The organism is Oceanicella sp. SM1341 (assembly GCF_003448965.1).
Taxonomy (GTDB): Bacteria; Pseudomonadota; Alphaproteobacteria; order Rhodobacterales; family Rhodobacteraceae; genus Paroceanicella.
Genome location: NZ_QRGC01000021.1, coordinates 60,525 through 82,072, shown reverse-complemented (window position 1 = coordinate 82,072; position 21,548 = coordinate 60,525). Strand labels below are relative to the sequence as shown.

20 protein-coding genes are annotated in these 21,548 nt (G+C 71.7%); 12 read left to right on the top strand and 8 right to left on the bottom strand.

The window, feature by feature from the left end:
- Positions 1–486: 486 nt before the first annotated feature.
- From D3P35_RS17585 to D3P35_RS17570, 4 genes are read left to right on the top strand one after another with little or no spacing between them, the layout of a single operon-like run.
- Positions 487–2,262, top strand: a complete 1,776-nt coding sequence (locus D3P35_RS17585; protein ID WP_370031742.1) for a PHA/PHB synthase family protein — start codon at positions 487–489, stop codon at positions 2,260–2,262.
- Between the two features lie 22 nt (positions 2,263–2,284).
- Entirely contained in the window at positions 2,285–3,043 is a 759-nt protein-coding gene (gene fabI / locus D3P35_RS17580) for an enoyl-ACP reductase FabI (protein WP_198670680.1), read from the top strand.
- Between the two features lie 10 nt (positions 3,044–3,053).
- Positions 3,054–4,448 carry a bifunctional enoyl-CoA hydratase/phosphate acetyltransferase gene (locus D3P35_RS17575; protein WP_118136187.1) on the top strand — a complete coding sequence of 465 codons (1,395 nt, stop codon included), beginning with the start codon at positions 3,054–3,056 and terminating at the stop codon, positions 4,446–4,448.
- Positions 4,445–5,614 (top strand): acetate/propionate family kinase, encoded by a 1,170-nt coding sequence (locus D3P35_RS17570; protein ID WP_118136185.1) that lies wholly within the window; start codon positions 4,445–4,447, stop codon positions 5,612–5,614. Before D3P35_RS17575 ends, D3P35_RS17570 begins: the two co-directional genes overlap by 4 nt.
- Before the next feature lie 633 nt (positions 5,615–6,247).
- Here D3P35_RS17570 and D3P35_RS17565 read toward each other — a convergent pair.
- The 3 genes from D3P35_RS17565 to D3P35_RS17555 form a co-directional block, all read right to left on the bottom strand.
- Positions 6,248–6,814: a carboxymuconolactone decarboxylase family protein gene (locus D3P35_RS17565; RefSeq protein ID WP_118136183.1), complete on the bottom strand. Its 567-nt coding sequence runs from the start codon at positions 6,812–6,814 to the stop codon at positions 6,248–6,250.
- Between the two features lie 155 nt (positions 6,815–6,969).
- Positions 6,970–8,181: an NO-inducible flavohemoprotein gene (gene hmpA / locus D3P35_RS17560; protein ID WP_118136181.1), complete on the bottom strand. Its 1,212-nt coding sequence runs from the start codon at positions 8,179–8,181 to the stop codon at positions 6,970–6,972.
- Positions 8,182–8,215: 34 nt separating this feature from the next.
- Positions 8,216–8,644: a group III truncated hemoglobin gene (locus D3P35_RS17555; RefSeq protein WP_118136179.1), complete on the bottom strand. Its 429-nt coding sequence runs from the start codon at positions 8,642–8,644 to the stop codon at positions 8,216–8,218.
- A gap of 184 nt (positions 8,645–8,828) precedes the next feature.
- Here D3P35_RS17555 and D3P35_RS17550 point away from each other — a divergent pair, with 184 nt between their 5' ends.
- The gene (locus tag D3P35_RS17550) at positions 8,829–9,284 is read left to right on the top strand and encodes an Rrf2 family transcriptional regulator (protein ID WP_118136176.1); all 456 of its coding nucleotides are present in this window, start codon (positions 8,829–8,831) and stop codon (positions 9,282–9,284) included.
- Between the two features lie 3 nt (positions 9,285–9,287).
- On the opposite strand, the gene D3P35_RS17545 is transcribed toward D3P35_RS17550, so the two are convergent.
- Positions 9,288–10,271 (bottom strand): threonine/serine dehydratase, encoded by a 984-nt coding sequence (locus D3P35_RS17545; protein ID WP_118136174.1) that lies wholly within the window; start codon positions 10,269–10,271, stop codon positions 9,288–9,290.
- A gap of 281 nt (positions 10,272–10,552) precedes the next feature.
- Positions 10,553–11,509, bottom strand: a complete 957-nt coding sequence (locus D3P35_RS17540) for an aminotransferase class IV (protein ID WP_118136171.1) — start codon at positions 11,507–11,509, stop codon at positions 10,553–10,555.
- A 154-nt stretch (positions 11,510–11,663) separates the two neighbouring features.
- Here D3P35_RS17540 and D3P35_RS17535 point away from each other — a divergent pair, with 154 nt between their 5' ends.
- A complete protein-coding gene (locus tag D3P35_RS17535; RefSeq protein ID WP_118136169.1) occupies positions 11,664–11,957 on the top strand; it encodes a DUF1330 domain-containing protein in 294 nt (97 codons plus the stop codon).
- On the opposite strand, the gene D3P35_RS17530 is transcribed toward D3P35_RS17535, so the two are convergent.
- Positions 11,954–12,358, bottom strand: coding sequence for a glyoxalase superfamily protein (locus D3P35_RS17530; protein WP_198670679.1), 405 nt, complete (start codon positions 12,356–12,358; stop codon positions 11,954–11,956). The genes D3P35_RS17535 and D3P35_RS17530 overlap by 4 nt on opposite strands.
- Before the next feature lie 472 nt (positions 12,359–12,830).
- Between D3P35_RS17530 and queC the strand changes: the two genes are divergently transcribed.
- From queC to queE, 3 genes are read left to right on the top strand one after another with little or no spacing between them, the layout of a single operon-like run.
- Positions 12,831–13,532: a 7-cyano-7-deazaguanine synthase QueC gene (gene queC, locus D3P35_RS17525; protein WP_118136166.1), complete on the top strand. Its 702-nt coding sequence runs from the start codon at positions 12,831–12,833 to the stop codon at positions 13,530–13,532.
- Positions 13,532–13,885 (top strand): 6-pyruvoyl tetrahydropterin synthase family protein, encoded by a 354-nt coding sequence (locus D3P35_RS17520; protein WP_118136164.1) that lies wholly within the window; start codon positions 13,532–13,534, stop codon positions 13,883–13,885. Before queC ends, D3P35_RS17520 begins: the two co-directional genes overlap by 1 nt.
- On the top strand, positions 13,882–14,613 hold the full coding sequence (gene queE, locus D3P35_RS17515; protein ID WP_232830535.1) for a 7-carboxy-7-deazaguanine synthase QueE: 732 nt from the start codon (positions 13,882–13,884) through the stop codon (positions 14,611–14,613). Before D3P35_RS17520 ends, queE begins: the two co-directional genes overlap by 4 nt.
- A gap of 328 nt (positions 14,614–14,941) precedes the next feature.
- Here the strand turns inward: queE and adhP are convergent, their stop codons facing one another.
- Together adhP and D3P35_RS17505 are read right to left on the bottom strand one after the other, a co-directional pair.
- On the bottom strand, positions 14,942–15,970 hold the full coding sequence (adhP, locus tag D3P35_RS17510; RefSeq protein ID WP_118136162.1) for an alcohol dehydrogenase AdhP: 1,029 nt from the start codon (positions 15,968–15,970) through the stop codon (positions 14,942–14,944).
- Between the two features lie 74 nt (positions 15,971–16,044).
- Positions 16,045–17,436, bottom strand: coding sequence for an NAD-dependent succinate-semialdehyde dehydrogenase (locus D3P35_RS17505; RefSeq protein ID WP_118136160.1), 1,392 nt, complete (start codon positions 17,434–17,436; stop codon positions 16,045–16,047).
- 367 nt (positions 17,437–17,803) lie between these two features.
- Between D3P35_RS17505 and D3P35_RS17500 the strand changes: the two genes are divergently transcribed.
- Genes D3P35_RS17500 through D3P35_RS17490 form a run of 3 tightly spaced genes read left to right on the top strand, consistent with a single transcriptional unit; the run spans position 17,804 to position 20,907 of the window.
- On the top strand, positions 17,804–18,934 hold the full coding sequence (locus D3P35_RS17500; RefSeq protein WP_118136158.1) for an iron-containing alcohol dehydrogenase: 1,131 nt from the start codon (positions 17,804–17,806) through the stop codon (positions 18,932–18,934).
- Positions 18,931–19,950: an alpha/beta fold hydrolase gene (locus D3P35_RS17495; protein ID WP_118136155.1), complete on the top strand. Its 1,020-nt coding sequence runs from the start codon at positions 18,931–18,933 to the stop codon at positions 19,948–19,950. The genes D3P35_RS17500 and D3P35_RS17495 overlap by 4 nt, the downstream gene beginning before the upstream one ends.
- An 18-nt stretch (positions 19,951–19,968) precedes the next feature.
- Positions 19,969–20,907 (top strand): fatty acid desaturase, encoded by a 939-nt coding sequence (locus D3P35_RS17490; RefSeq protein WP_118136153.1) that lies wholly within the window; start codon positions 19,969–19,971, stop codon positions 20,905–20,907.
- The last annotated feature ends 641 nt before the right edge of the window (positions 20,908–21,548 follow it).

The window sequence follows — 21,548 nt, the reverse complement described above, 5'->3', positions numbered from 1 at the left end:
CCCGGGGTTCGGGAGACCAGCCGCGCGGGGCCATGAAGGGGGACTCGGGCGCCGGCCTCTGTGGCGGCAGCCTGTCACAGCTCCGGGCGCCGGGGCAAGCGCCCGGCCCGGGCCGCGACGCTGCGCCGCGCGAGGGCGAAACAATTACCGCCTTGTAATAGCTGTTGTTTAGCTGCCGTGGCCGATGGCCCGCCACCGCGACATTCCCGCCCGGCGAGAATTGGTTAAAGGGTTTGCATGAAAGGGTTGTGCGGTGCAGTATGCCCGCAACGTCGCGTTTTCACACTTTCCGGTCCCGAGATCCTGCACTCTCAACGGCGAGGGGAAACCATGCCTGCCCAAGACCCGAAACCGTCGCCCGCCCCGGCGCGACGGACCGCCCGCAGCCCCGAGCGGCGCGCCGGCCCCGCCCCCCGTTCCACCGGCCCCGCGCCCGCCGAACCGCCGGCCGAAGCGGTGCCCGTGCCCGCCGTGCCGACCGCCCCGATGGCGCCGCTGCCCGAGCCGCAGACCAACCACCCGGTCGACCCGATGTCCGAATGGGCGCGGCTGATCGACCATGCCACCCGCGCCGCCCTCGCCCGCACCACCAGCGGCCTCTCGCCCGCCGCGATGATCGAGCATTACGCCGACTGGGCGATCCACCTCGCCGCATCGCCCGGCAAGCAGAGCGAGCTGGTGGTCAAGGTACTGCGCAAGCACGCGCGCTTCCGCGAATACGTCACCCGCTGCATGGTGGGCGGCGGCACCGGCGGCGAGGAGCCCTGCATCACCCCCCTGCCCCAGGACCGCCGCTTCCGCGACGAGGCCTGGCAGCAGCCGCCGTTCAACTTCCTCTTCCAGGGTTTCCTGCTCACCCAGCAGTGGTGGCACAATGCCACCACCGGGGTGCGCGGCGTCTCGAAGGCCAACGAGAACGCCATCGAGTTCGCCGCCCGCCAGATGCTCGACGTGTTCTCCCCGGCGAACTTCCTGCTCACCAACCCCGAGGTGCTGGCCCGCACCCGCGCGGAAGGCGGCCAGAACCTGGTGCGCGGCATGGTGAACTTCCTCGAGGACCTCGACACCGAGCTCACCGGCAAGCCCGCTCCCGGCCGCGAAGACTGGCGCGTGGGCGAGAAGCTCGCCGTCACCCCCGGCAAGGTGGTCTACCGCAACCGGCTGATCGAGCTCATCCAGTACGAGCCCACCACCGACACCGTGCGCCCCGAGCCGGTGGTGATCTGCCCGGCCTGGATCATGAAGTACTACATCCTCGACCTCTCGCCGGAGAACTCGATGGTGCGCTACCTCACCGGCCAGGGCTACACGGTGTTCATGATCTCCTGGAAGAACCCCGACGCGGGCGACCGCGAGCTGGGCATGGAGGAGTACCGCACCCTGGGGCCGATGGCGGCCTTCGACGCCGCCCTCACCATCACCGGGGCCGGGAAGCTGCATTCCGTGGGCTATTGCCTCGGCGGCACGCTGCTCACCATCGCAGCCTCGGCCATGGCGCGGGACGGGGACGACCGCCTCGCCTCCATCACGCTCTTCGCGGCACAATCCGACTTCTCGGAGGCGGGCGAGCTGATGCTGTTCATCAACGAGAGCGAGGTCGCCTTCCTCGAGGACATGATGTGGGAGCGCGGCTTCCTCGACAGCAGCCAGATGGCCGGCGCCTTCCAGATCCTGCGCTCGAACGACCTGATCTGGTCGCGCAACCTCAAGGTCTACATGATGGGCGAGCGCCCGGAGCTCAACGACCTCATGGCCTGGAACGCCGATTCCACCCGCATGCCCTACCGCATGCACTCGCAGTACCTGCGCCGGCTGTTCCTGAACAACGACCTCGCCAACGGCAAGTTCGACGTCGAGGGCCGGCCTGTGTCGCTCACCGACATCGACGCGCCTATCTTCGCCGTGGGCACCGAGACCGACCACGTGGCGCCGTGGAAATCCGCCTACAAGGTGCACCGGCTCACCGAGACCGACGTGACCTTCGTGCTCACCAAGGGCGGGCACAATGCCGGCGTGGTCTCCGAGCCGGGCCACCCGCGCCGCCATTACCGGGTGCACACCACCCTGCGCGACGATCCGTTCATGGACGCCGAGGAATGGGCCGGGGCGGCGGAGCTGAAACAGGGCTCCTGGTGGCCGGAATGGGCCGCCTGGCTCGGCGCGCGCTCCGGCGCGCCGGTCTCTCCCCCGCCGACAGGCGCACCCGACAAGGGCTATGCCCCGCTCGGCCCCGCGCCCGGCACCTATGTCCTGATGGAGTGAGCGCATGTCCTTCACCAACACCATTCTCGAGGGCAAGAAGGGCCTCGTGATCGGCATCGCGAATGACCAGTCCATCGCCGCGGGCTGTGCGAAGCAGTTCCACGCCGCGGGGGCCGAGCTCGCGGTTACCTATCTCTCGGAGAAGGCGAAGCGCTTCGTCGCGCCGGTGGCCGAGGAGGTGGAGGCCGCGCTCCTGCTGCCGCTCGACGTGGAGATCGACGGCCAGCTCGAGGCGGTTTTTGCCGAGATCACCGAGAAATGGGGCAAGCTCGACTTCCTGCTCCACTCCATCGCCTACGCCCCGAAGGAAGACCTGCACGGCCGGGTGGTCGACAGCTCGCGCGAGGGGTTTGCCATGGCGATGGACATCTCGGTGCATTCCTTCATCCGCATGGCCCGCCTCGCCGAGCCGCTGATGAAGGAGGGCGGCAGCCTGCTCACGGTGAGCTATTACGGCGCCGAGAAGGTGGTGGACAACTACAACCTCATGGGCCCGGTGAAGGCGGCGCTGGAGAGCGTCACGCGCTACATGGCCGCCGAGCTGGGCCCGCAGGGCATCCGGGTGAACGCCATCTCCCCCGGCCCCCTGCAGACCCGCGCCGCCTCCGGCATCGGGCATTTCGACGAGCTGATCGACGAAGCCCGCTCCCGCGCGCCCATCCGCCGGCTGGTGACCATCGAGGAGGTGGGCGAGATGGCCGCCTATCTCGTCTCCGACTACTCGCGCTCGGTGATCGGCAACATCGCCTACATCGACGGCGGCTACCACGTGATGTCCTGAGGGAAAACCCGTGCAATACATCGAGAACAAGACCTACGAGGAGATGTCGGTGGGCGACAGCGCCGAGATCACCCGCACCCTCGGGCCGCGCGACATCGAGCTCTTCGCCGTGATGTCGGGCGACGTGAACCCCGCCCATGTCGACGCCGACTACGCGCGCGACGACATGTTCCACAAGGTGATCGCGCACGGCATGTGGGGCGGCGCGCTGATCTCGGCGGTGCTGGGCACCGAGCTGCCCGGCCCCGGCGCCATCTACCTCAACCAGTCGCTGAGCTTCCGCAAGCCCATCGGCCTCGGCGACACGGTGACCGTGCGGGTGACCGTGCGCGAGAAGAACGACGCGAAGAAGCGGGTGATCCTCGATTGCGAGGGGGTACTCGCCGACGGCTCCCTCGCCATCCGCGGCGAGGCGGAGGTGATCGCCCCCACCGAGAAGGTGCGCCGCCCGCGCACCACCCTGCCCGAGGTGCACCTGCACGAGCGCGGCGCGCGCTACGACCGGCTCATCGCCGCCACGGCCGAGCTCTCGCCCATTCCCACCGCCGTCACCCACCCCTGCGACGCGAATTCGCTCGAAGGCGCGGTGGACGCGCGCGAGAAGGGGCTGATCGAGCCCATCCTCGTGGGGCCGGAGGGCAAGATCCGTGCGGCGGCCGAGGCTGCGGGGGTCGACATCTCCGGGCTCGAGATCCTCGACGCGCCGCACAGCCATGCCGCCGCCAGTGCCTCCGTGGCGCTGGTGCGCGAGGGCCGGGCCCAGGCGCTGATGAAGGGCGCGCTGCACACCGACGAGATCATGTCCGCCGTGGTCGACCGCACCCGGGGCCTGCGCACCGAGCGGCGGATGAGCCATGTCTTCGCCCTCGACGTGCCCACCTACCCCAAGCCGCTCTTCATCACCGACGCCGCGATCAACATCTACCCCGACCTCGACACCAAGCGCGACATCGTGGCCAACGCCATCGACCTCGCCCATGCCCTCGGCATCGAACTGCCCAAGGTGGCGATCCTCTCGGCGGTCGAAACCATCTACCCCAAGATCGCCTCCACTCTCGATGCCGCGGCGTTGTGCAAGATGGCCGACCGCGGCCAGATCACCGGCGGGCTGCTCGACGGCCCGCTCGCCTTCGACAACGCCATCTCGAAGGCGGCGGCCGAGGCCAAGCACATCACCTCGCCCGTGGCGGGGGATGCCGACATCCTGGTGGCGCCCGATCTGGAAGCCGGCAACATGATCGCCAAGCAGCTCATGTATCTCGCCGGCGCCGAATCCGCCGGGCTGGTGCTGGGCGCGCGGGTGCCGATCATGCTCACCAGCCGGGCCGACGGGGCGCTGGCGCGCCTCGCCTCCGCCGCTCTCGCCCAGCTCTTCGTGCACCATCACCGGAGGGCGGCGGAATGAGCGACGCGGTCCTCGTCCTCAACGCCGGCTCCTCCTCGATCAAGTTCGCGCTGTTCTCGGCCGAGGGGCCGGCCGACACGCAGGCGCTGGTGAGCGGGCTGATCGAGCGCATCGGCGCGGGCGCGATGTACCGCTTCGGGCATGACCCCGTGGCCCCGGTGCCCGAGGGCCACGGCGACAGCCACGCCGGCGCCATGCACTGGCTGGTGGCCGCCCTCATGCAGCGCTTCGACGGCATAGAAATCATCGCCGGCGGGCACCGGGTGGTTCATGGCGGGGCCGAGTTCTCCGCCCCCGTGATCGTGACACCGGAGGTGCACGCGAAGCTCGCGGCCCTCAGCCCCCTCGCCCCCGCCCACCAGCCGCACAACCTCTCGGGTGTCGACGCGCTGGCCGCCGCCCTGCCGCACGTGCCGCAGGTGGCCTGTTTCGACACTGCCTTCCACCGCAGCCAGCCACGGCTGGCGCAGCTCTTCGCCATCCCCCGCGCGCTGTCGGACGAAGGCGTGCTGCGCTACGGCTTCCACGGCCTGTCCTACGAGTACATCGCCTCGGTGCTGCCGCAGTACATGGGCGCGCGGGCGCAGGGGCGCATCATCGCCGCCCATCTCGGCCATGGGGCGAGCATGTGCGCCTTCGAGAATGGCGCCAGCGTGGCCACCAGCATGGGGTTCACCGCGCTCGACGGGCTGATGATGGGCAAGCGCAGCGGCGAGATCGACCCCGGCGTGCTCCTCCACCTGATGCGCGACCGCGGCATGAGCGTGGCGGAGGTGGACGATCTGCTGTCAAACCGCTCCGGCCTGCTCGGCGTCTCGGGCGTGAGCCACGACATGCGCGACGTGCTCGCCAGCCCCGCGCCCGAGGCGGCCGAGGCGGTGGCGCTGTTCTGCTACCGGGCGGCACGCATGGCAGGCTCGCTCGCCGCGGCCCTCGGCGGGGTCGACGCCATCGTCTTCACCGCCGGCATCGGCGAGCACGCCCCCGAGATCCGCGCCCGGATCATGGACGGCTGCCGCTGGCTGGGCCTTGCGCCCGACACCACGGCAAACCTCGCCGGCGGCCCCCTCATCAGCGCCGACGGCAGCGCCGTGGCCGCCTACGTGATCCCGACGGACGAGGAACGGATGATCGCCCACCACACGACGACCGCACTCGGCCTGTGAACGCCCCGCCCGGCGTGTGATCACAGTCCCGAAGGGCAAGGCTGCCTTGAGCCGACGCGCGGTGGTGCATGACGCGGATGTGCGTGGGGTTTGTGATCACATCGGTGTGGGAGCTGGTGGGCGGACCCGATCGTCACACGAACCGGTGGCTATCAGGCGTTTCACCGATGTGATCACGATGCATTGCCACCACGCGGAGACCGGCTCACACCCTGACGCGGCACATCTGCCTCAACCACGGCTGTGATCACGGCGCGGAAGCATCCGATTGGTGATCCGCCTTGGCTTCAACGAAACTGCTGAGGCTCTGATGTGATCACAGCGTGCACGACACCGTGGGGAACAACACCCGAAACCGATGCACGTCTCAACGTTTTGGTACTCGTTGCGCAGCGCGGCCGGCCGGCGTGGTTCCCTTCATCCCAGGCACCGGGAACCGCCGCAATGACAGTTCGTGATCACAAACAGGGCGCGCTGCATGCCGCTTAGCCGAACCGGCGCCGCAATCGCTTCGTGATCACAACCCCTCCGGGTGCGCCCGGACCTATCCGGCACGCGGCATGAAGAAAGGCACGGCCCGCCCGTGCCATACGGCGCGGGGCGGGCCGGGGCGTCAGGTTGCGCCTTCGCCCCTCAGTCGCATTCGGGCACCGGCACGTTGAAGCCGTTCAGCGTCACCGACACGAGGCAGTAGAGGCCCACGAGGTAGATCAGCTCGTTCGCGCCGTGCTGGCCGAAGCTCTTCACCGCCATGTCGTAGGTGGGGCGCGGCAGGGTGCCGCCGGTCACGAGGGCGTGGGCCACGTCATAGGCCACCTCTTCCTCGGCCTCCAGCCCGGTGGGCTTCACGCCGGCGGAGAGGGTGGAGAGACGCTCCGCGCTCATGCCTTCCTTTATCGCCACGGCCGCATGGGCATAGATCTCGTAGCCCGCGTTGAAATGCGCACCGGTGACGAGGATGGCGATCTGCCTCGCGTTGTCGGGCAGCGTGGCCTCCATCGACATCGCCTTGGTCAGCTCCCAGATCGCGCCGCCGATGCGCGGCTCGTGAAGCCAGGGGTTCCACGGCCCCATCAGGGCACCGCTCTCGTGGATGGTCTCGAAGGCGTTGAACTTCTGGCCGATGCCCTCCTTCATGTCCGCGTAGAGCGGCTTCTGGGCCTCGGTGAGCTTGCTCGGGTCGATCAGGGGCAGGCGCATGCGGGGGTCTCCTCCGTCAGGGGTGCTGCACTGCAACAGACATGGGAAGCCTGCACGCGGCTGACAGGGGGGACAAGCCTATCCATTGGTATGGGCGGGCCGGCCGCCGGTCGAAGGCCCCGCGCGCGGGAGGGCGCGCGGGGTCGGGGACGGGCTCAGGCGGCCACGGCCTCGTCGGTGGGGCCGAAGAGCTCGTGATGGATGCGCGCGGGCGCCACGCCCGCCGCCTGCAGCCCGGTGATCAGCCCGCGCAGGAAGGGCTTCGGCCCGCAGAGGAAGACATCCGCCTCCCCCAGCGGGGTGTTCGCCGCCAGCCAGTCGACCGAGATGAAGCCCTCGGCGTCATGGCTCGCGCCCAGCACGTCCTGCGGGAGCGGCGCGCTGTAGAAGGTGGTGGCGCGGATGCGGCCGTGGCGGGCGGCGAGGCCGCGCACATGGCCGGCCATCGCGTGCACCGCGCTGTTGAGCGCGCCGTGCACGAAATGCGTCTCCAGCCCGGGATGCGCTTCGGCAATGGTCTCGGCCATCGCGATCATCGGGGTCACGCCCACGCCGCCGGAAAGCAGGATCACCGGGCGCTCCGGGCGCTCGGGCAGGAAGAAATCCCCCGCGGGCGGTGCGATGTCGAGCACGTCGCCCACCTCCACCCGGTCGTGCAGGTGGCGGGAGCCGCCCTGGCCCGCGGCCTCGCGCTTCACCGAGATGCGGTAGGTGCTGTCCGAGGGGGCGGAGGAGATCGAGTAGTTGCGCTTCGCGCCCTGCTGCTCGGGCATGTCGAAGCGCAGGGTGAGGTACTGGCCGGGGCGGTGGCGCACCACCGGGCCGCCGTCGGCCGGGCGCAGCACGAAGGAGGTGATGACCTCGCTCTCGGGCCGGCGCTCGGCCACCTCGAAGCGGCGCCAGCCGGTCCAGCCGCCCTCGAGGGCCAGCAGCTCGGCGCGCAGCACCTCCTCGCGCTCCATCAGCACCTCGGCGAGAAACCAGTAGGCCTCGCCCCAGGCGGCGAGGATCTCCGGCGTGGCGGCCGCGCCCAGCACCTCCTCGATGGCGCGGATGAGCGCGCGGGCCACGTAGGGGTAATGCTCGGGCAGGATGGAATAGCCGATGTGCTTGTGGGCGATGCGCTCCACCACCGGCCCCAGGGCCTGCGGGGTTTCGATGTGCCGGGCATAGGCGAGGATGGCGGCGGCCAGCGCGTTCACCTGCGCGCCGCTCTCCTGGTTGGAGTGGTTGAACAGGGCGCGGATATGCGCGTCCTCGAAGAGCTTCGCGTACATCGTGCGGGTGATGTCGCTGCCATGGGCGGCGATGGCGGGCACGGTGGCTTTCACCAGCGCGATGGTCTCGGGGCTCAGGGTCCGGGGCATGGGGTGTCTCCTGTGTGTGCGGACGAGGTGGGGATCAGGCTGCGGAGCCGGCCTCGGGGGCCGGGGCGGAATAGCGGAACACCGGCGGGCCGGGGCGCAGGCGGCCGATGCCGGCCTGCAGGCTCGCGGCGATGCGCGCGGCGCGCTCCTGCATCGCGGCGGCGACAGGGGCGGGCATGCGCTCCGCCGTCACTTCGGCCCAGAGGGCGAGCCAGCGCTCGAAGCGCGCCGGGGTCATGGCGGCGGCGTGGCGCATGTGCAGCGCCAGCGGGTTTCCCTTGTAGCGGCCGCTGGTGAGCATCACCGAAGACCAGAAATCGGCGAGGCGGCCGTGGTGGTCGTCCCAGTCGGTCACGGCGGCGGCGAAGACCGGCCCCAGCTCGGGGTCGGCACGGACACGGGCGTAGAAGGCCTCGATCAGCGGGCGGATCGCGGCGTCCTCGGGAAGGGCGTCACCGGTCATGGTGCATCTCCTTTACATGCATTTACAATGCATGTATTAAGAACATATAAGATGCACTGCAAATGCCTCTTTGTCGCACCCGCTGTTTCCGTCCCGCCCCGGCATGCTAAAAGGGCCGGGCCACAGCCCCCGAGGACCCCGCGCCGATGCCCTGCCCTGCCCGCACCCACACCGGAGCCGCGCCATGCAGCTGAGCCGCTACACCGATTACGCGGTGCGCGTGCTGGTGCATGTCGCGGTGCAGGAGGAGGGGAAGCTGTCGTCGATCGCGGAGATCGCGCAGGCCTATGGCATCTCGCGCAACCACCTGATGAAGATCGTGCAGGACCTGGGCCAGGCCGGCTTCGTGCAGACCGTGCGCGGCCGCAACGGCGGGCTGCGGCTGGGCCGCCCGGCGGAGGAGATCTCCATCGGGGCGCTCATCCGCCACACCGAGCAGGGCCCCGGGCTGGTGGATTGCTCGACCTGCCTGATCGCGCCGGCCTGCAGCCTGCCGCGCATGCTGCGCGAGGCGCTGCAGGCCTTCTACGCCGTGCTCGACGGCTACTCGCTGGCCGACGTGCTCGCCGGCCGGGCGCAATTGCGCGACATCTTCGCCGCCGCCGAGGCCCTGCCGCGCGGCGCCTGCGAGGGCGGCTGAGCCTCAGCCCGCCAGCACGGCCGCATAGGCGCCGGGGTCGACATTCCCGCCCGAGATCACCACCGCCGTGGCGCCCTGCGCCGCCGGGGCGCGGCCCTGCAGCAGGGCGGCGAGGGCCACCGCGCCGCCGGGCTCCACCACCAGTTTCAGCGTGCCGAAGGCAAAGCGCATGGCGGCGCGCACCTCCTCGTCGCTCACGCTCAGGCCGCCGGCGAGCAGGCGGCGGTTGATGGGGAAGGTGAGCGCACCGGGCATCGGCGCCAGCAGCGCGTCGCAGATCGAGCGCGCGCCGGGGACCACGGCCTCGGGCCGGCCGCTGGCGAGCGAGCGCGCGGTGTCATCGAAGCTCTCGGGCTCCACCGAGTAGACCGCCGTGCCGGGCGAGAGCGCGTGCACCGCCGTGGCGATGCCCGCCGTGAGCCCGCCGCCGCCGCAGCACACCAGCACCCGGCCGAGGGCGAGGCCCTGCGCGCCCGCCTGCTCGACGATCTCGATGCCGGCGGTGCCCTGGCCGGCGATCACGTGGGGGTCGTCGAACGACGGCACCAGCACGGCGCCGCGGGCCTCGGCAAGGGCGGTGGCGATGTCCTCGCGCGATTCCGTCTCGCGGTCGTAGAACACCACCTCGGCGCCGAGGGCGCGGGTGTTCTCCACCTTGATGCGCGGCGCGTCGGCCGGCATCACGATGGTGGCGGGCATGCCCAGCCGCGCCGCCGCCGCCGCCACGCCCTGCGCGTGGTTGCCCGAGGACCAGGCGACGACACCGCGCGGCCTGTCGCCCTCGGCGATGCGCGACAGCCGGTTGAACGCACCGCGAAACTTGAACGAGCCGGTGTGCTGCAGCGCCTCGACCTTCAGCAGCACCGGCCCGCCCGCCAGCGCATCGAGCGCCGCCGAGCGCAGCAGCGGCGTGCGCAGCGCGTGGCCCTTCAGGCGGGCGGCGGCCTCCTTCACGTCATCGAAGCTGATGCAGGGGGCGCTCTCCATCGCGTGGTCTCCGTATCGGGGGCTGGAAGCGCAGGCATAGCGCCGCCCCGGGCCGGCTGTACATACAGGATTTCCCTCACAGGGCCGCCGCGGGGGGCCGTGGCTGTGTCGAGGGGCGGGCTTGCCCGGCCGCCGGGCGGCGGGTTTGCGCGGTGGTGGGGGCGCAGGTCTGCGCGGCTGCGCCGGGGCGGGTTGTCCGGGATGCGGGCATCCCCGGCCAACCCGAGGTGCGGGAGGCCGGGGACGCGTTTGCGCGGGCGCAGCGGCGGGCAGCCGGGGCCTCAGCCCGCCGGCTCTTCCGCCAGCGCGTAGTTCACCGGCGTCGCGTGCCAGCCCTCGGCGCGTTTCTCCCAGAAGCGGGCGCGCAGGCGCTCGGAGATCGGGCCGGGGCGGTCATTGCGGAGGATCCGGCCGTCGATGCGGCTTGCCGGCATGATGCCGCCCGCGGTGGTGCAGGCGAAGATCTCGTCGGCGGCGCGGAACTCCTCCGCCGGGATGTCGCGCACCTCGCAGGCCAGCCCGGCCTCGGCGCAGAGCTCCATCACCGAGGCGCGGGTCACCCCCTCCAGCGCGCCGCGCGCCGGCGTGGCGACCACGCCGTCGGTGATGCAGAACACGTTGAAGCCGGCCCCCTCGGTCACGTTGCCCTGCCCGTCGAGCAGGATGGCGAAATCCGCACCCGCCGCCTGCGCCTCGAACATGCCCGCGGTGAGATCACCCCAGTGGAAGTTCTTCACCCTCGGGTCGAAGCTCTCGGGCGGGATGCGGCGCACCTGCGGGATCATCAGGTGCATGCCGCGGGCGAGCATCTCCTCGCTTGCCACCGACACCCAGGGCACGGCGTAGCAGGAGAGATAGGCGCGCCCTAAGGCCGGGTGGCGCAGGGCGCCCGGGGGCGGCGCGCCGCGCAGGCAGTCCATCGCCACATAGGCGTGGCGCAGGCCGGAGAGTGCGACCACCCGGTGCAGGATGGCGCGGATCTCGTCGTCGGTCTCGGGCGGGCGCAGGTGCAGCGCCTCCATCGAGCGGCGGAAACGGGCGATGTGATCGTCGAGCCGGAAGAAGGCGCCCTCCCACACCCCCACCACGTCATAGGTCACGTCGGAGCGGCGATAGCCCCAGTCGGTCACCGGGATGCGGGCCTCCCCCACCGGCATGTAGCGGCCGTCGAGAAAGGCGGCGCCGGCGGTCCAGGGCGCGGGGGGCCATGGGGCTTGTGTCTCGGGCGTGTCCTTCATCGGGGGGTCCTTTCCGGGCGGCTGCCGGGCCAGCCTGCCGCAAGCGCGCCGCCCGGTCGAGCGGGAATGCGCGGCGGCGGGGGCTGTCCTTTCCCGCGCCGTCGCCCTAGGCTGCGGCCGCCGGATCAGGCCGGCACTGCGAGGAGAGAGCGGGATGAAGGGCTACTGGCTTGTGCTCGGCGGCGAGGTGACCGACACGGAGGCACAGAAGATGTACGGCAGCCTCTGGGCGCCGATCGCGCAGCGCTACGGCGTGCGGGTGAACCCAGCCGAGGTGGAGGCCGCGCTGCTGGAGCGGCTGGGCACCACGCGGTTCATCGTGGTGGAATTCCCCAGCTACGAGCAGGCCCGCGCCTGCTACGACGACCCCGAATACGCCGAGGCGAAGGCCTGGGCGCTGAAATCGGCGAAGCGCGAGATCGTGCTGCTGCGCGGCGACCTCGGCTAAGGGGGGCACCGCCCCCCCGCTCGTGCGCGCTCGAGGATGAGCTGCGGCGCGCCGTCCCCGGTGCGCCGGGGCGAGCGGCCATCCGCCCCCACCGTGGCGCGGATGCGCCGGCGCAGGTTCGGGAAGCGCGCGCAGCGCACCGTGTCGACCGGGCTGTCGAGCGCCAGCTCCAGCCGGAAGGCGCTCTCGCCCGTGGCCGCCAGCGCCACGATCTCGCCGCAAAACGGCTGGCCGAGGTAGAGCCCCCGCACCCGCTGGTCCAGCCGGAAGGGGCCCGGCGCAACGGCCTGTGCGGCACTTTCGGCGCCACCCGTCCGGGCGTCCGCGAGCCGGGCGTGCAGGGTGTTCCAGTCCCGCGCGCCGTGCGGGCGGGCGAGAAGCTCGAGCGCCTGCGCATGCAAGACGGCGGTGCCCTGCGCCGCGAGGGCGGCGCAGGGCCTTCGCCGCGGCGGTGGTGAGCCCGCTCATGCCGGCACCCGGGCGGCCGGCCCGCCGGATCGGCCCGGAAGCGTGCCCCTGCCGGACATCGGCAAGGGCGGCGGGGGATTGTGGCGAATGGTGTCCGCGAGACGTCCACAGGTCACCGTTCACTCCTCCGGAGCGCAGTCCGGCTGCGGTCGGGGGGCCTGCATTGCCCACCGCCGAAATGCGTCCGGGGTGAGGATGGGGGGGCGCGCGTTCCGGGCTTCACCGTGACTTTCGTCCGCAGGCGGCAGGTGCCGGAGACCTGTCGGGGCTTCAGCGCCGGGGCGGGCGGCGTGTCAATGGCCCCCTCCTCCCTGCCCCGCGCGGCTTGCATGTGGCGCGGATCGGGGATATCTGGCCGCGCAACCGGTCGCAGCCTACCCGGTCATCAAAACAAGGGTTCACATCATGAAGACTGCTGTCGTCTGCTCTGGCGGACTCGATTCCGTATCGCTCGCCCATGTCGAGGCGGCCGCGGGCCGGCTTTCCCGGCTCATCTCGTTCAACTACGGCCAGCGCCATGCCAAGGAGCTCGATTTCGCCGCCGCCGCTGCCCGGCGGCTCTCGGTGCCGCATGCGGTGATCGACATGCGCGGCATCGGCGCGGCGCTCACCGGCTCCGCCCTCACCGATGACATCGACGTGCCCGACGGCCATTACGCCGAGGAGACGATGCGCATAACCGTGGTGCCCAACCGCAACGCCATCATGCTCGCCATCGCCTTCGGCGTGGCGGCGGCGGCGGGGGATGACGCGGTCGCCACCGCCGTGCATGGCGGCGACCATTTCATCTACCCCGACTGCCGGCCCGCCTTCACCGAGGCCTTCGCCCGCATGCAGGCCGCCGCGCTCGACGGCTACGCCGAGATCGCCCTGCACACGCCCTTCGTGCACCGCACCAAGGCCGATATCGTCACCGAGGGCGCCCGCGCCGGCACCCCCTTCGCCGAGACCTGGTCGTGCTACAAGGGCGGCGCGCGGCATTGCGGGCGTTGCGGCACCTGCGTGGAGCGTCGCGAGGCCTTCCACCTCGCCGGCGTCGCGGACCCCACCGCCTACGACGACCCGGACTACTGGGCCGAGGCCGTGGCCGCGCGGGAGGGACGCTGATGTACCGCGTCTCGAAGGAGTTCCACTTCTCCGCCTCCCACCGGCTCGCCCACCTGCCCGACGACCACCAGTGCGCCCGGCTGCACGGGCACAACTACATCGTGGTCGTCGAGCTCGCCGCCCGAGAGCTCAACGCCGACGGTTTCGTGCGCGACTACCACGACCTCGCCCCGCTCAAGACCTATCTCGACGAGCGCTTCGACCACCGCCATCTCAACGACGTGCTGAATGTGCCCTCCACCGCCGAGAACCTCTCGCGCCACCTCTACGACTGGTGCGCCGCCCGCTGGCCCGAGACCACCGCGGTGAGGGTCTCCGAGACGCCCAAGACCTGGGCCGAGTACCGGCCGTGAGCCGGCACGAGGGCCCGGCCGCGCCCCTGCGCATCGCCGAGATCTTCGGCCCCACGATCCAGGGCGAGGGCGTGCTGATCGGCGAGGCCACGGTCTTCGTGCGCGCCGGCGGCTGCGACTACCGCTGCAGCTGGTGCGACAGCCTGCACGCGGTCGACAGCGTCCATCGCTACACATGGGCGCGGATGGAGAGCGCGGCGGTCTGGGCCGAGGTGAAGCGCCTCTCCGGCGGCCGCCCGCTCACCGTCTCGCTCTCGGGCGGCAACCCGGCGCTCCAGGATTTCGGGCCGCTCATCGGGCTCGGCCGGGCGGAGGGCTACCGTTTCGCCTGCGAAACGCAGGGCTCGGTGGCCCGGCCCTGGTTCGGCGCGCTCGACACGCTGGTGCTCTCGCCGAAACCGCCCTCCAGCGGTGAACGAGTGGACTGGGAGGCCTTCGCCGCCTGTGTCGCGGCCGGCGCGGGGGGGGCCCGCACGGTGATGAAGATCGTGATCTTCGACGAGGCCGACCTCGCCTGGGCGCGCGAGGCCGCCGCCCGCCACCCCGGGCTGCCCCTGTTCCTGCAGCCCGGGAACCCGGAAACCGACCCCGAAACGCCGGTCGACCCCCAGTCCCTCGCCGACCGCATGCTCTGGCTGGTCGAGCGCACCGCCGGCGCCGGCTGGTTCGCACCGCGCATCCTGCCCCAGCTCCACGTGCTGATCTGGGGCAACCGCCGGGGCGTGTGACCCCCGGCGTGTCCTCAAGGATCCGCGCGGGGCCGGGCGCCGGCCGGCAGCGCCGGCCCTCGGCCGAAGGGGGCTCGATGCCCCCGAGGGCGAGGGGCCCGTGCCGGGCGCAACGGGGAGGGCCGGCGGACGCGCGGACATGGGCCGTCGCCCCGGCTGTCCCGGGCCGGAAGGAGCTCTTCGCGCGTCCGGGCCGGGGCATGGGGGCCCGGATGGCAGCGGCGTTCCTCATCCGCCGGAGCAAGGGCTGGCGCCTGCAGGCCGGGAAACGGAGCGCCCGGCCGTCGGGGAGACGGCCGGGCGCGTGCGCTGAGGCTCGGGTTCCGGCTCAGGCGGCGTAGTCGATCACCACCCGGCCCTCGATGTCGCCGTGGTGCATCTTCGCGAAGATGTCGTTGATGTTCTCCAGCCGGTCGGTGCGCACGGTGGCCTTCACCTTGCCGGCGCCGGCGAAGTCCAGCGCCTCCTGCAGGTCGAGCCGGGTGCCCACGATCGAGCCGCGCACCGTCACGCCGTTGAGCACCGTGTCGAAGATCGGCAGCGGGAAGTCACCCGGCGGCAACCCGTTGAGCGACACCGTGCCGCCGCGCCCCACCATGCCGAGCGCCTGCTCGAAGGCCTTGGGCGAGACGGCCGTCACCAGCACGCCCTGCGCGCCGCCGATCTCCTTCTTCACGAAGGCGGCGGGGTCGGCCTTCAGCGCGTTCACCGAAAGGCTCGCGCCCAGCCGCTCGGCGAGGGCGAGCTTGCCGTCGTCGATGTCGACCGCGATCACGTTCAGCCCCATCGCCTTCGCGTATTGCACCGCGAGATGGCCCAGGCCGCCGACGCCCGAGATCACCACCCAGTCCCCCGGCTTCGTGTCCGTCACCTTCAGGCCCTTGTAGACCGTGACACCGGCGCAGAGGATGGGGGCGATATCGGTGAAGCCCACGTTGTCGGGCAGATGGCCGACGTAGTTCGGGTCGGCCAGCACGTATTCGGCGAAGCTGCCGTTCACCGAGTAGCCGGTGTTCTGCTGCTGCTCGCACAGCGTCTCCCAGCCGCCCAGGCAGTGCTTGCAATGCCCGCAGGCGGTGTAGAGCCAGGGCACGCCCACCCGGTCGCCCTCGCGCACATGGGTGACACCCTGGCCCACGGCCACCACGTGGCCCACGCCCTCGTGGCCGGGGATGAAGGGCGGCTTCGGCTTCACCGGCCAGTCGCCTTCGGCTGCGTGCAGGTCGGTGTGGCACACGCCGGTGGCGGCCATCTTCACAAGGATGGTGCCGGGGCCCACCTGCGGCACCTTCGCCTCCTCGATCACCAGCGGCTTGCCGAAGTCGCGGACAACTGCCGCCTTCATGGTCTTTTCCATCGGATCTCTCCTGTTCCTGTCTCTCTGCCGGGGCCGCGCGCCGGGGCCCCTCCCCGGCGCGCGGCAGGGCCGGCTCAGAACGGCGCGTCGATGTCGACGACGTCGATGAGCTTGTGGTTCACGAATTCCTTGAGCCCGAGGCCCAGCAGCTCGCGCCCGTAGCCCGAGCGGCGGATGCCGCCGAAGGGCAGGTCGGCCTTCACCATGGTGGGATGGTTCACGAACACCATGCCGGTGGAGATCCGCGCCGCCACCTCGCGGCCGTGGGCGGGGTCGGAGGTGAAGACCGAGCCGCCGAGACCGAAGGGCGAGTCGTTGGCGATGCGCACCGCGTCGGCCTCGTCCTTCGCGCGGAACAGCATCGAGACGGGCCCGAAGAACTCCTGGTAGTAGGCCGGGTTGTCCTCGCCCACATCGGTGAGGATGGTGGGCTGCACGAAGGCGCCGCGGTTGGGCACCGGGGCGCCGACCTCGGTCGCGGTGGCACCGGCGGCCACGGCGGCGGCGATCTTCTGCTTCACCTCGTCCGCGGCCCCCTGCGAGGAGAGCGGCGCGAGCGTGGTGTCGGGGTCGAACGGATCCCCCGCCTTCAGCGCGGCCACGCCTTCGGTGTAGCGCTCGAGGAAGGCGTCGAACACCTCGTCCACCACGATCATCCGCTTGGAGGAGACACAGACCTGCCCGCCGTTCCAGTGGCGGCCGAACACCGCCCATTTCACCGTCTTCTCCAGGTCGGCATCGGCGAGCACCACGAAGGCATCGGCGCCGCCGAGCTCCATGGTGGATTTCTTCAGCGCCCGGCCGGCGATGGCCGCCACCTCGGCGCCCGCCCCCTCCGAGCCGGTGAGGGCCACGCCCTGCACCCGGGGGTCCTCCAGGATCATCCGGATCTGCTCGCGCGTGGCGTAGAGGTTGCGGAAGGCGCCCTCGGGCAGGCCGGCGCGGCGCATCAGGTCGTCGAAGGCAGCGGCGCTCTGCGGCACGTTGGAGGCGTGCTTGAGCAGCATCGTGTTGCCGGCCGAGAGCTGCGGCGCGATGATCCGGGCGATCTGGTAATAGGGGAAGTTCCAGGGCTCGATGCACAGCAGCACGCCCAGCGGCTCGTGCACCAGCACCGCCTCGCCCTCGGCGGGGTCATCGACCGGCAGCGGCTCGGGGGCCAGCAGGCGCTCGGCGTGTTTCGCGTAATACTCGAAGATGCGGGCGGAGAGCTCCACCTCGGCATGCGCCTCGGCGAGCAGCTTGCCCATCTCGGTGGTGAGGCGGCGGGCGAAGGCATCGGCCTCGGCGCGCAGGATGTCGGCGGCCTTCTGCATCACCGCGGCGCGGGTGGCAAAGCCGGTCTCGCGCCAGGCGAGGAAGCTCTCATGCGCCGCGGCGATGGCGGCCTGCACCTCGGCGTCGGTGGCATCGGGGAAGGTCTTCAGGACCTCGCCCGTGAAGGGGTAGGTAGTTGCGTAGCCCACGACGGGTTCCTTTCACGTTCAGCATCCGCAAGGCGGCGACGGGCCCGGCACCCGCCGTATCGCCGGAGCGGGGCGCGCCCGGATGCGATCCGGGAGCTCCCGCCCGGCGGCCCTTCCCCCCGGGAAGGAACCGCCGACGCCCCGCCACCTGTCGCGCGGGCCTGCCGTCCGCCGGCCGGGCCGGGGTGTTCGGGGCGTCCGGAGCAAAGGTTAACCAGCCGGTGGGGAAAGGAACTTGATTTGAATCATGCTTCCGGAGGTTCCTGAACACGCCCGCGTGAAAAGGCTGGCGTGGCGTCATTTTTAGTGTACCATCCGTACAGTAAATAGGAGCGCCCCGCCGGGCGCCCCGTCGCCGGAGGCTCCGATGACCGTCTCGCAGTTCCATTTCCTCAACCGCGTGGTCTTCGGGCCCGGGGCGGCCGAAACCCTGGGCGAAGAGCTCACCGCCGCCGGCATCCGCCGGCCGCTGCTGGTGAGCGACGAAGGGCTCGTGGCCGCCGGGCTCGTCGCGCGGCTGCGCGGGCTGATGCCGGCGCCTGCGGCGGAGTTCCTCGCCGTGCCGGCCAACCCCACGGAGGCGGCGGTGGCGCAGGCGCGCGCCCTCTGCCTCGAGGCGGGCTGCGACGGCATCGTGGCGCTCGGCGGCGGCTCGCCGATCGACTTCGCCAAGGCGGTGGCGCTGAGCGCCACCCACCCGGGCCCGCTGGGCGATTACGCCGCCATCCGCGGCGGTGCCGCGCGCATCGGGCCCTGCCTGCCGGTGATCGTGCTGCCCACCACGGCGGGCACCGGCTCGGAGGTGGGGCGCGGCGCGCTGATCACGCTCGAGACCGGGGAGAAGCTCGTCATCGCCTCGCCGCACCTGCTGCCGGTGGTGGCCCTCTGCGACCCCGGGCTCACCCTCGGCCTGCCGCCCGGCCTTACCGCCGCCACCGGGGTGGACGCGCTGAGCCATTGCATCGAGGCCTGGCTCTCGCCGCGCTGGAACCCGCCGGTGGATGCCATCGTGCTCGACGGGCTGCGCCGCGGCTGGGCCGCCCTGCCCCGCGCCGTCGCGGCCCCCGACGACATCGACGCCCGCGCCGGGATGATGATGGTCTCCATCGAGGGCGGCCTGGGCTTCCAGAAGGGCCTCGGCGCGGTGCATGCGCTGAGCCACCCGCTGGGCGCGCTGCCCGGGCTCTCGCTGCATCACGGCAGCTGCAACGCCGCGGTGATGCCCGCGGTGCTGCGCTTCAACCGCCCCGCGGCGCAGGCGCGGCTGGAGGCGCTGGAGGAGGCGCTGGCCCTGCCCGCCGGCACCACGCTCGCCGACGCGCTGGAGGGGCTGAACGCCCGGCTCGGCCTGCCCTGCTCGCTGCGCGAGATGGGGGTGCGGGCGGAGATGATCCCCGGGCTCACCGTCGGCGCCCTCGCCGACCATTCCCGCCCCACAAACCCCCGCCCCCTGGGCGAGGCCGAGATCACCGCCCTCTACACGGAGCTCGTCGCATGACCGCCCCCCGCCTGTTCCGCGCCGGCGACGTTACCCTGGGCTGCGGCACCGTCTACCCGGACATGGTGCTGGCCTACCAGACCTACGGCACGCTCAACGCCGCGCGCGACAATGCCATCCTCTACCCCACCTCCTTCGGCGCGCAGCACAGCGACATCGCGTGGCTGGTGCAGCCCGGCGGCGCGCTCGACCCCGAGCGGTATTTCATCGTGATCGCGGACCTGTTCGGCAACGGGCTCTCCGCCTCGCCGTCGAACGCCGGGGCGCGCTTCGCGGGGGCCTACCCGTTCGTGAGCTACCATGACGCGGTGGCGGTGCAGCACCGGCTGCTCACCGAGGAGCTGGGGCTGGAGCGGCTCGCCCTCGTCTACGGCTGGTCGATGGGCGGCATGCAGGCCTATCACTGGGCGAGCCTCTACCCCGGGATGGTCGAGCGCATCGCCGTGGTCTGCGGCAGCGCGCGCTGCGCGCCCTACAACGCGGTGTTCCTGGAAAGCGTGCGCGCGGCGCTCACCACCGACCCCGCCTTCGACGGCACCCGCTTCACCGCCCGGCCCGCCGCCGGCCTGCGCGCCATGGGCCGGGTCTATGCCGGCTGGGCGATGTCGCACGGCTTCTACCGGAACGAGCTGTGGCGCGAGGGCGGCTTCACCTCGCTCGAGGACTATCTCTCCCGCTCCTGGGATACGGCCTTCGCCCACCGCGACGCGAACGACCTGCTCGCCCAGCTCGCCACCTGGCAGCGCGGCGACATCAGCGCCTCGCCCCGCTGGGGAGGAGACTTCGCCGCCGCCATGGCCGCCATCCGCGCCCATGTGCTGCTGATGCCGGGCGAGACCGACGCCTATTTCCAGCGCCGCGACAGCGAGGACGAGGTGCCGCTCCTCACCGGGGCCGCCTCCGTATCGCTGCGCCCGATCCCCTCGCTGCACGGCCACCGCGCCGGCAACCCGATCCGCATTCCGGCGGACCGGGCCTTCCTCAACGACACCGTCTCCGCCTTCCTGCGCGGCTGACCGAAGGAGCGCCCGCCGATGACCCGCCCCGATCCCGCACTCAGTGCCCCCCTCAGTGCGGCCGAAGTGCGCGCCTTCTCGGAGCGCCGCCCCGGCCCCGGCCTCGTCCGCGCCGCCTCCCATTTCGGCGCCATCCTCGCCACCGGCGCGCTGATCTGGTGGGTGTCGGGGCGCTACGGCCTGCTCCTCGCCCTGCCGCTGATGCTGCTGCAGGGCTTCTTCATCGCCTTCCTGTTCATGGCGCTGCACGAGGCGGCGCATCGCACGGTGTTCACCTCGCGCCGGGCGAACCTCGCCCTCGGGCATCTCTCGGGCTTCCTGATCGTGTTTCCCTACGAGTACTACCAGCTCTTCCACTGGGACCATCACCGCTACACCCAGGACCCCGAGCGCGACCCCGAGCTGGTCTCCGCCAGCATCCCGCGCTCCGACACCCGGCTCGCCATCGCCTACACCGGCATCGTGCAGCTGGTGAACCGCATCCGCCTGCACCTGCGCCACGCGCTCACGGGGCGGGTGCGCGCGCCCTGGGTGCCGGAGAAGAAGCGCGGCCGGGTGGTGGCCGAGGTGCGGCTCTACATGGCGGGGTATCTCGCGCTGATCGCGGGGTCGGTGGCGTTCGGCTCGGGCCTGCTGCTTTGGGTGTGGGCGGTGCCGCTGGTGCTGGGGCAGCTCTTCCTGCGCCCCTATCTCTATGCCGAGCACACCGGCTGCGAGCACACGCGCAGCGCCTACGAGAACACCCGCACCACCTACACGGCGGCACTCGTGCGCTGGTTTGCCTGGAATATGCCCTATCACGTGGAGCACCACGCCTACCCCTCGGTGCCCTTCCACGCCCTGCCAGCGCTCAACACGGTGATCTCGGGGCGCATCCGCCACCCCGGCCGGGGCTACCGCGCCGTGACCCGCCAGACCTGGGCCTGGTTCCGCGCCGCGCGCGGCGGCCGGGCCTGAGCGGGCGCGGCGGCCGGGAGCGCGCACGCAGCGCCACTCCCGCTCTCCGCCAGGCACGAAGGGCCGCGCCCGACCCTGGGTGGGCGCGAGCCACGCCTGTGGTCAGCGGTTTATCGTGAAAGCCCCGGACCGGGGTTGTGCGGCTGGAGACATCGCCATCGCGCCCTCCCGGGGGGAGGGTCGGGCGCGGCCCGGGCTGGTCGCCCGGGCGAGAGGGCTGAGCCGGGTGCGCAAGACGGTGATGGCCGTGATGCCCCTGCCGTGCCTGCGGCAGCGATGAGCGGGGGCTCATGCCCGGTTGTCCCGGCGGCGCCAGAGCGGGGCGCACCGGACCCTTCCCCGACACTCAACCCGACCTCTGCCAGGCACGAAGGGCCGCGCCCGACCCCGGGTGGGCGCCGCTCCGCCTGTGGTCAGCGGTTTATCCCGAAAGCCCGGACGCGGGCTGAACGGCCGGTAACATCGCCATCGCGCCCTCCCATGGAGAGGGTCGGGCGCGGCCCGGGCTGGTCGCCCGGGCGGAAGGCCCGAGCCGGCTGCGCAAGACGGTGACAGTTATGGTGCCCATGCCCTGCCCGCGGTTGGGGGGGCGCGTCGGGGCCCCTGCCCGGTTGCCGCGCGGTGCCGGAGCGGGGGGCCCT

Coding starts and splice junctions, on each gene's coding strand:
- D3P35_RS17585 (WP_370031742.1), top strand. CDS start 487: ATGGCGCCGCTGCCCGAGCCGCAGACCAACCACCCGGTCGACCCGATG.
- D3P35_RS17570 (WP_118136185.1), top strand. CDS start 4,445: ATGAGCGACGCGGTCCTCGTCCTCAACGCCGGCTCCTCCTCGATCAAG.
- D3P35_RS17565 (WP_118136183.1), bottom strand. CDS start 6,814: ATGCGCCTGCCCCTGATCGACCCGAGCAAGCTCACCGAGGCCCAGAAG.
- hmpA (WP_118136181.1), bottom strand. CDS start 8,181: ATGCCCCGGACCCTGAGCCCCGAGACCATCGCGCTGGTGAAAGCCACC.
- D3P35_RS17555 (WP_118136179.1), bottom strand. CDS start 8,644: ATGACCGGTGACGCCCTTCCCGAGGACGCCGCGATCCGCCCGCTGATC.
- D3P35_RS17550 (WP_118136176.1), top strand. CDS start 8,829: ATGCAGCTGAGCCGCTACACCGATTACGCGGTGCGCGTGCTGGTGCAT.
- D3P35_RS17545 (WP_118136174.1), bottom strand. CDS start 10,271: ATGGAGAGCGCCCCCTGCATCAGCTTCGATGACGTGAAGGAGGCCGCC.
- D3P35_RS17540 (WP_118136171.1), bottom strand. CDS start 11,509: ATGAAGGACACGCCCGAGACACAAGCCCCATGGCCCCCCGCGCCCTGG.
- D3P35_RS17535 (WP_118136169.1), top strand. CDS start 11,664: ATGAAGGGCTACTGGCTTGTGCTCGGCGGCGAGGTGACCGACACGGAG.
- queC (WP_118136166.1), top strand. CDS start 12,831: ATGAAGACTGCTGTCGTCTGCTCTGGCGGACTCGATTCCGTATCGCTC.
- D3P35_RS17520 (WP_118136164.1), top strand. CDS start 13,532: ATGTACCGCGTCTCGAAGGAGTTCCACTTCTCCGCCTCCCACCGGCTC.
- adhP (WP_118136162.1), bottom strand. CDS start 15,970: ATGGAAAAGACCATGAAGGCGGCAGTTGTCCGCGACTTCGGCAAGCCG.
- D3P35_RS17500 (WP_118136158.1), top strand. CDS start 17,804: ATGACCGTCTCGCAGTTCCATTTCCTCAACCGCGTGGTCTTCGGGCCC.
- D3P35_RS17495 (WP_118136155.1), top strand. CDS start 18,931: ATGACCGCCCCCCGCCTGTTCCGCGCCGGCGACGTTACCCTGGGCTGC.
- D3P35_RS17490 (WP_118136153.1), top strand. CDS start 19,969: ATGACCCGCCCCGATCCCGCACTCAGTGCCCCCCTCAGTGCGGCCGAA.